At 69.9% G+C, this 8769-nt stretch carries 7 protein-coding genes; 3 read left to right on the forward strand and 4 right to left on the reverse strand.

Annotated elements, in window-relative coordinates; translation table 11 throughout:
• Nucleotides 1-55: 55 nt before the first annotated feature.
• Entirely contained in the window at nt 56-397 is a 342-nt protein-coding gene (locus ACWF9Z_RS36255) for a transposase (RefSeq protein ID WP_453609822.1), read from the reverse strand.
• Nucleotides 398-523: 126 nt separating this feature from the next.
• Here ACWF9Z_RS36255 and ACWF9Z_RS36260 point away from each other — a divergent pair, with 126 nt between their 5' ends.
• Complete coding sequence (locus ACWF9Z_RS36260; RefSeq protein WP_453609824.1) at nt 524-1165, forward strand: hypothetical protein; 642 nt, start codon at nt 524-526, stop codon at nt 1163-1165.
• Between the two features lie 426 nt (nt 1166-1591).
• Here ACWF9Z_RS36260 and ACWF9Z_RS36265 read toward each other — a convergent pair whose 3' ends face one another.
• From ACWF9Z_RS36265 to ACWF9Z_RS36275, 3 genes are all read right to left on the reverse strand, one after another.
• On the reverse strand, nt 1592-2479 hold the full coding sequence (locus tag ACWF9Z_RS36265) for a LysR family transcriptional regulator (protein ID WP_453609825.1): 888 nt from the start codon (nt 2477-2479) through the stop codon (nt 1592-1594).
• 60 nt (nt 2480-2539) lie between these two features.
• Entirely contained in the window at nt 2540-3409 is an 870-nt protein-coding gene (locus ACWF9Z_RS36270; protein ID WP_453609827.1) for an alpha/beta fold hydrolase, read from the reverse strand.
• 243 nt (nt 3410-3652) lie between these two features.
• Nucleotides 3653-4321: a hemerythrin domain-containing protein gene (locus ACWF9Z_RS36275; protein ID WP_453609829.1), complete on the reverse strand. Its 669-nt coding sequence runs from the start codon at nt 4319-4321 to the stop codon at nt 3653-3655.
• A 402-nt stretch (nt 4322-4723) separates the two neighbouring features.
• On the opposite strand from ACWF9Z_RS36275, the gene ACWF9Z_RS36280 reads away from it, so the two are divergent.
• Together ACWF9Z_RS36280 and ACWF9Z_RS36285 are read left to right on the forward strand one after the other, a co-directional pair.
• Nucleotides 4724-5593, forward strand: a complete 870-nt coding sequence (locus ACWF9Z_RS36280) for an NmrA/HSCARG family protein (RefSeq protein ID WP_453609831.1) — start codon at nt 4724-4726, stop codon at nt 5591-5593.
• Between the two features lie 1255 nt (nt 5594-6848).
• Nucleotides 6849-8769 (forward strand): tetratricopeptide repeat protein (locus ACWF9Z_RS36285; protein ID WP_453609833.1); only part of this gene is annotated, 1921 nt, incomplete at its 3' end.

Here is an 8769-nt window from a genome sequence, read left to right on the forward strand (position 1 = left end):
CGCCTGGTGGAACGGCCACCCCCTCGACCGCACCCGCACCAGCCACCTCGCCCGACTAAATCTCTCCCTCGTCGCCTGAATTAGCCACCAGGATCATCTCCCGGGCGAAAGAGGCGGCTGCCCGACGCAGGATCTCCCGCTCGACCTGCCATTCCTTCTCCGCCCTGGCCAGCCGCGTATTCTCCGCACGCAGCCGGGCCAGCTCGGCTGCGGTGTCCTGCGTCGCGCCGGCTGGAGCCGGACGGCTGTCAGCGTCACGCACCCAGGTCCGCAGCGTCTCGGGGTTGACATTCAGATCGGCCGCGACATCCCTGAACGTCCGCCTGCCGACTGAGGCCCGCCACAACATGATCGCGTCGGACCGAAACTCCGCACTGTACTTCGAGGGCCGTGCCATGTGGATCTACACCTTCCAGGATCACCAAGATCCATTGTCAGGTGTGTCCACACCACAGGGATCACCTCATTCCTCAAGGCGGACGTCGTCAGCGGCACCACGGGGCGGGTCAGCCACCGCTCGCGGGTGCTGACCCGCAAGAACCTGCCCATGCTGCGCAAATGGCTGGCCCTGGACGTGCAGCTGGCGGAGATCGCGGTCTACCTGCTGGACGACCGCGGCATGCCCGGTCAGAAGCTCCTGCGGATGGGCGTCGCGCGCGACGACAGCTCCAGGGACTGGTGCAGGCTCAGCGCGGAAACCACCGATGAGCGCTTCGGGCCGGCCGCCCAGGCGCGGATGACGGACCTGCTCCGGGACTTCTCGCAGGAGGTGGACCCGTCTTACGCGCAGGTCGGCTACAGCCTGACGCTGGGCCGCACCGAGCACGAGGAGAGGGGCGGCCCGCCACTGCCCTCGATGGCGCTGCCACAGTCGCGGCGGCTGCTGCGCGGGTACGAGTGGCTGATGGTGATTCCGCGCGAGATCGCCCAGCAGCTCGGCGGCGGCCATGGGATCGCTGCAGCCGGTGACTTCCACCGGGTCGAGACCCTGCGTGACGGCGCGGTGCTGCTCCAGGTCACGCCGGAATTCGACGGCTTCATCGGCGAGGCGATCGAGCGGACGTGGCGGCTGGTGTGCCCGGCACTGAGGCCGGGAATGCCCAAACGCTTCGAGTCCGACGCAGGTCGCGCGCCGAGCCGGATCTGGTACGCAGACACCGCCTGATGCCGGGCTGCCGATGAGGCTGGAGAGATCAAATGGACACCCGATGGACACCCGACTTCTTCGGGCCTTCCACACCCGGATGACCTCGGAACCTCCCGGCCGACAGCCAGCACTTCAGCGCGGACAGATCGGCCGTATTCAAGTCCAGGGCCGTCGCTTCGAGCTGCGCACCGGCCTTCTGACTTCCGGACGGCCGCGGGCACGTTTCGCAGCATCGACGGGCGCGTCGGGCTGGCCGAGTCAGCTTCCCGCCCTCTGATGACGAGTTCTTCCCGTTCGGGGCCGAATCCCGTGTGAGCCACCGGCTCATCAGGTCGATAGGTCGATCGTGCTGATCCAGCCCGATGACGACGACCCGGCCTGGTTCACCGGACGGGAGGCCCCGTGTAGCCGCACTGCCGTGACGACGAGGTCTCCCGACGCGCCTCAGAAGTGCAGTGTGCCGAGGTCGCGGACCGTATCGGCGAGCGCACGGATGGGCTCGTTCTCGGCCTCGGTCCGCCAGACAAGGGCGAACTCCAGCCCCATCAGGTCCGGGATGGGGATCCAGCGGACGTTCGACATGCCCCAGTGTCGGGTGACGTGACTGGGGAAGGCGTGGATGATCTCGCCCATGCCGACCTGGCTGATCAGGTCCTCCGAGTTGGTCACGGGCTGCCCTCGCTCGATCGTGCGGCCCTGGGGCGTGTGGAAGGGCATGTAGCCGTTCTCCCAGTAGTCCGGCAGAGAGGGAGGCATGGGGTGCGGGAAGTCGGCGAACGTCTCCAGGCCCACCGACGTCCGCCAGGCGAGCTCGTGGTCGCTGGCCACGCCGAGGAGGCGGGGGTCCGTCATCAGGATCGGGCCGACGGTGAAGTCCGGCTCGTCCACGGGCAGCCAGACGACCAGGACGTCCAGGTTTCCAGCGCGCAGCTCGCCGAACGGATCTTGGTACGTCAGCCGCCGAATCTCCAGCTCCCACTCGGCGCACCGCGACCGGAATGCCTTCCAGAAGACGTGCAGGTCGACGATGTTGAAGGGCATCATGCCGATGCGCAGCCGGCCGGTGATGCCGCGGGCGGCGAGCCGGGCGCGTTCGAGGGACGCGTGCAGACCCGAGTAGACCGGCTGCAGGTCATCACGCAGCTGACGGCCGACGTCGGTGAGGCGCACGGTGCGGCTGGTGCGCTCGAACAGCGGCGCTCCTATGCGTCGCTCCTGCTTCCTGATGGCTTGGCTGACCCTGGCCTGGGAAACCCGGAGCCGTTCGGCGGTCCGCCCGAAGTGCAGTTCCTCTGCCAGGGTCAGAAATATCTCGATGTCCCGCAGCTCCATGACGGCCCCCGTTCCCCTCCCGACGCCCCTCGGTTGTCGAGCCGCAGAAGTATACGGTGATCAGTTCTGGTGCGCGCCGAGTCGAAGCGGCGTCAAAAGAGCTTCCAGCGAGGCGCGTTCAGAAGGAACCCGGCGGAAAGCCGTCTCGCCGGCAGTACGCTCCCTCGTCCGCCGGACGACCTCGTCGATCGCGGCGGCCACGATGCCGGTGTCCCGGACGCCCACCCTCCGGGAGTGGCCGGTCATCGTGCCGAACACGGTCACCTGGGGGTTGCTCCTCGCGGCCTGCGCCGCGGCAGCCCGGTTCCTGAGTGTCCGGTCTTGCGACGGACCGGGGTGCCGGCTGCTCCCGACCAGGAAGACGGTCGGACAGTGCAGGGCCGCGAAGTCGGGCGCGAGTCCGCTGTTGACTTCGTCTGTCGCGAGGGCGACTGCTGCCCTGTACCGGGGGTGCGGCCCGGCGGCACGGCGGAGCCCAGCCACGACGCGCGTGATCCAGCCGCCTCCGCCAGGCGCGGCGGCCGCCCGGGCCTCGGCCGCTTCGGCGGGCGGTGAGACCGGGTAGGCGCCGTCCACGAGCACCAGACCGCCGACCAGTTCGGGGTGCTCCGCCGCGTAACACACCGCGATCGTCGCGCCCTGGGATCGACCGACCAGGACCGGCCGACGGAGCATCGTCGCCTCGATCACCCGGTCGACGTCGTCGATCGCGCCACGCACCGAGTAGTCGGCACGGGCGCTCGGTCCTCTGCTCCTGCCGCTGTCGAAACTGACGGTGCGATACCTGTCGCCGAGTCGGCGGATGACGGGGTTCCACTGGCGCCGGGTGGAGGAGCCTCCGTTCAGGAAGAGCAGCGGGGGCCCGTCGCCGAAGGAGTCCACACCGTGGAGGCGACTGCCGAACGCTGCGACCGTGAACTCACGTGACATGGGGAAGCCTTTCGAGTCTCAGGGCGATGAACCAGCCGATGCCGGGTGGTTCGGGGGTGGGGGTTGGGGGTCGGCCACGGCGGGCGGTCTGGCGCAGCGGCCGTGGTCTGCTGCGCGACCGCGACGAGCCGGCGGCCTTCCGTCCATGACGTAGAGCACGGTGCGGGGTGCGGCGCGCGGTTCGGCGCCCGGTACGGTGCCCGGTGCGGTGCCCGGTGCGGTGCCCGGTGCGGCGTACGGTCCTCAACGGAGGTGATCGGTGCCGTACGGGAGGGCGAGGCCCTCAACGCCCCACAGGTCGTACCCGAACGCGGACCGCCCCCGGTACACGCACGCGGGCACCGGCGGCTCCGTCGGGAACTGGGCCAGCACGCAGGTGACGGTCCCCTCGTCCGCATCGTGCAGGAGCCAGGGCAGGAGCTGGACCGTGCCGGATGCGATCCGCCGGGTGTGGACCCGCCGGTAGAGGTCCCACTGCTCCTGACTCAATGCCGCCTGGACCAGCGGTAGAACGGCCTGCTCCTCGTGGTCGAGGTGTTTGCCGAGACCGGTGATCAAGGAGCCGGTCAGGTCACCGATCAGGCCGAGCCCGATCCCGGGGTCGGCCAGCGCCCCGTCGATCGCGCGGACGAGGGAGAGGAGCGCGACGTGTTCGGCTTCGTTCGCCTCCAGCCGCGTCAGGTCGAAGGGGCGCCCGGCGAGCGCCCGGCGCAGCGGGGGCCATAGCGCAGCGTCTTCGGCGGCCTGGTGGGCGTGCAGGGCGCTGCGCAACATTCCCCATCCCGGAGTCGTACGCAGGACGGTCCGGGGATCCAGGTTCGGGCGGGCGGTGACCCGGGCAAGGTTGCCGAGCTCCCTTCGGAGCGCGTTGTGCAGTGCGTAGGTCAGGGTCATGTCGAGCCTGTCACTCATGTGCGTCCGACTCCTGGTGCCGTTGGGCGGATGAGCCCGAGGGGAGGGGTGACGTCCTGGCCGACCCGGGCACGAACCAGCCTCCGGCAGGACCATCGCGGGATCAACGCCGACTTGGTGGGGTGAGCGATAACCCAACGGTTATCGGCGCGGCCAGGGCGCCTGCGCCGACGACGGCGGTCATGCGAGGTACGCAACGGCAGCACACAAGCGGGCTGACCAGGCTGATCGCCGCAGCCCCGACACCGCCGGCTGCCGGTCGTCGTACGCCCGGGGGCGCCCAAGTCCGTGATCACGGTCATGGACACTGGACCTCAACTCCGTTTGAGGAAGCAGTCTTTCGTACGGTACGAAGGGGTCGCACCGCCGGCCCCGTCCCTGCACACCATCGAGGAGTCCGCCATGTCCGACCCCCGCGTCATCCTGGTCACCGGAGCCACCGGCCAGCAGGGCGGTGCCACCGCCCGCGCCCTGCTCTCCCGCGGCTGGGACGTCCGCGCGCTCGTCCGCGACCCGGAGCACCCCGCGGCCCAAGCCCTGCGGGCGCACGGCGCGGTCCTGGTCCGCGGCGATCTCGACGACCCCGATTCGCTCGACGCGGCGGCGCGCGGCGCGTACGGCGTCTTCAGCGTCCAGCCCATGCCGCAACCCGGACCGGGCGGCTACGAGGCCGAGGTCCGCCAGGGCCAGGCGGTCGCCGACGCCGCCGCCCGCGCCGGCGTCGCCCACTTCGTGTACGCCTCCGTCGACGGGGCCGGACGACCCGGCAAGGTTCCGCATTTCGCCAGCAAGGGCGAGATCGAGCGGTACATCGCGGAGCTCGGCCTGCCCGCGACCGTCCTGCGCCCGACCTTCTTCCCCGCCAACTTCCACTTCATGGGCCCGCAGTGGATCGAGGGGGAACTCGTCCTGTCCCTTGCGATCGCCCCGCGGACCACCCTGAAGTTCATCACCCCCGAGGACATCGGCGCGTTCGCCGCAGACGCCTTCGACTCCCCCGCCGAGCACCTCGGCCGCACCGTCGAGCTCGCCGCGGACGAGCTGACCGGCCCGCAGATGGCCGAGGTCTTCGCCCGGGTCGCCGGCCGCCCCGTCCGCTTCCGCTCCCAGCCTGTCGAGGAGGTCCGGCAGGACAGCGAGGAGATGGCCGCCATGTTCGAATGGTTCGACTCCGTCGGCTTCCTCGCGGACGTGCCGGCGATGCGCGCCCTCCGCCCCCACCTGGCCACACTGGACGACTGGGCCCGCAAGGAGTGGCAGGTGCCGGCTTAAGCCGCCTCCTTCAGATCACCGGAGTGGTCACGTGCTGCAACGACACGCCGTGGATGACGTGCCACGAGCGCTTCGGCTCGTGGAACTACGCTTCACCGCCCACCAACTCAACGGGCTTCTGCCACGGCATGCAAGGCACTGAACTGCACACCTGACCCACCGCGAGACCAGGAACACCGGCCGGCGTCGCACGGCGAACCGGCCGGTGTTCCGGCATAGGGTCGCCCGAACCCACCCCCTCCGCAGGAAGCAGCGGCCAGCGTCCGCACCCGCCCGTCGCCACCACGGACCGATCCGACCCCACAGCGCTGCCCGCACCGCCGGTCGGCGCCGGCCTCCACCACGCGCGGTCTGCGCCTCGCCTCCCCTACCGAAGAAGCGCCGATGGCCGGCCACCGGGCCGAATCTCCTGCGACGCTTATCGGCGGCAGGCCGCCTGGTCGAGCAGGCGCCCGGTCGAGCGGTGGTACGGCCGTGCGGTCGTGCGGTCAGCCAGAATCCCGGACGACCTCCGTCGGCCACCTCAAGGGAACTGGGAGGTCGGCGCGGCCAAGGACGGTCGTGGTCGCAAGCTCGATTACCTGGGAGGGGCTGGTGGACCCAGTGGAGCCGGCCTCGATCACCAGCGGGGTAGTCGGAGAGCCTGGTTCCGAGGGCCTGGCGGTAGAGGTCGCTCGGCTTCCCTGTTCCTCGCATGGAACGCCAGACCGGTCCGACAGAGTGGGGGACGGGCGGGCGGCGAGCGTCTAGCCTGCGGGCAGGGAGCAGGGAACGGCCGTTGCACTCGCGGCGGCGGGGAGATCGGGGGCTTCGGAATGGCAGGGCTTTCTGTGGGTGCGCGGTGGGCTGTGCGGGGGGCGGTCGTGGTCGCTGCTCTGGTGGCGGTGGGCCTGCTCATCGTCCTGGTCGTCGCCGATCTTGATACCGGGGACAAGGTCGCCAGCATCGTGGGCGCCGTACTCGCAGGTGCGGGCCTGGTGGTCGCAGTGATCTCCCTTATGCGGGAGAACGCTCCTCCACGTGGGCGAGAAGTGCGTGCCGGGCAGGGCGGTGTAGCAGCGGGCAGAAGCATTCACGGCAGCGCTCTGGGCACGAACTCCCGCGTGAGCTCGCCGCCCCCGGTCGTGTCGGCCGGCGGATCGCAAGCGGTGGGGCCCATGGCGGCTCCGAGTGAGAGCGTGATAGCCGAGCCGGGTGGGATCGCGGCGGGAGGCGACATCAGCGGCAGCGCTCTCGGTGAGGGCAGCCAAGTCCAGTGACGTCGTTCTGGCCGTGGAACAAGCGCAAGGAACCGCCCGCGAACGAGGGCGGTTCGGATTCACACGCCGGCGGGGGCATCGTCGGGGACGCCGGTGCGCGGCCGGCGCCTGAGTGGTCGTCACGGTCGGGTTCGGTTGCCGCAGCGGAGAACGCGACGGCTGCCGGGCGCGACATTTCCTACAGTGCGCTGGGGGCGCACAGCTCCGTCACCCACATTCACCTCGCTTCCATGTCGGTGGAGGTGTCGTGGCCGCAGCTGGTGGGGGTGCCGCCGGCGCTCGCTTCCTCTTTCCAGCGCCGTCCTGCGCTGCGGACGGCGATCGACGACGCGCAGTGCGCGGGGGAAGACGTCGTGCTCGCGCAGGTGCTGTCCGGGGGCGGTGGCGTGGGGAAGTCGCAGCTCGCCGCCGCCTATGCCTACGACGCACGCCTCGGCGGCACTGATCTCGTCTTATGGGTGCCCGCGGCCGACATCCGGCAGGTCATCGCCCTGTATGCCCGCGCGGCACAACTCGTCCACGCCCCCGGCGCCCTGGGGAGAGAGCCCGAGGTCGATGCCCGGGCATTCCTCGAATGGCTGGCCACGACATCGCGCAGCTGGCTGGTCGTCCTGGATGACGTCACCGATCCGGCAGCGCTCGCGCCGTGGTGGCCTGTGGCGAATCCACAAAAGGGCTGGGTCCTGGCCACAAGCCGTCTCAAGGACGGCCGGTTGACGGGGCAGGGCCGCCGGAAAGTAGACATCGACGTCTACAGCCTCGCCGAGGCGGTCGCCTACCTCGAGCACCGGCTCACCGCCGATGCTCTCGGCCGCCTTCTGGATGGCTCGCAGGAGGAGCTCGCCCAGGAACTGGGCTGTCTGCCGCTCGCCCTCGGGCACGCGGTCGCCCACCTGATCGACCAGCAGATGGCCTGTGCCGACTATCTCGTGCTGCTCCGGGACCGGGAGCGGAGTCTGGACGAGATGCTGCCCACGTGGGCGGATACCGAGAACTACGGCCGCCAGGTCACCGCCGCGCTACTCCTCTCTCGGAGCACGGCCGAGGCCGCTTCACCGCGCGGACTCGCCCTCCCGGTGCTGCAACTCACCGCGTTCCTCGACTCGGCCGGCCATCCGCAAGCCATTTGGAAGAGCGAGCCAGTGCTGACCTATCTGGCCGAGCTCGTCAACGCCGAGGGGGGTGCATCTCGTCCGGTAGTTGGGGAGGAGATACGTGAGAGCCTCCTGGTTCTGCACCGGTACGCACTCATCAATTACAACTCTGACAGGCGCGGCCGGGAGGTCCGGATTCACGCTCTGACCGCCCGCGCAGTCCAGGAGACCACGCCCGAAGCGCTGAAGCCCCGCCTCGCGCGAACCGCCGCTCACGCTCTCTTCGACGTCTGGACCGGCGACCCGAACCTCGACCGCGAGGTCGACGCGATTCTGCGCGCCAACGCTGCCGCGCTCGCGCAGCACAGCAACCTGCACCTGTGGGAGGACAAGAGTCACAGGCTGCTTTACCGAGCTGGCAGCAGCATGGTAGCCAGCGGCTTGTTCCACACCGCCCTTCTCTTCCTTCAGGAGCTGCTTTCCCTGGCCGAGGAAGATCTAGGGCCGGAGGACACCGATACCATCCGCGCGCGGGCCATCCTCGCCTCCACTCACAACGAGGTCGGTCAGTACGACGAAGCGAGAGCGCTGGAGGAACAGGTCCTTGCCGACCGCATCCGCCTGCTCGGCGACGACCACGGCGACACCCATGTGGCGCGTGCCTGCCTCGCCCGTACCTACGGACACCTCGGGCGCCACAGCGATGCCCTCGAGCTGGAGGAGAGGGTCCTAGGCCGTGTTTTAGGTAGCGCGGGCGGCCAGCCACTTGGTGAGGTCGCCGGCGATGCGGTCGTTGTTGGTCTCGACGGTCACGTCGTGTTCG

This window comes from Streptomyces sp. NPDC054961 (assembly GCF_053609145.1).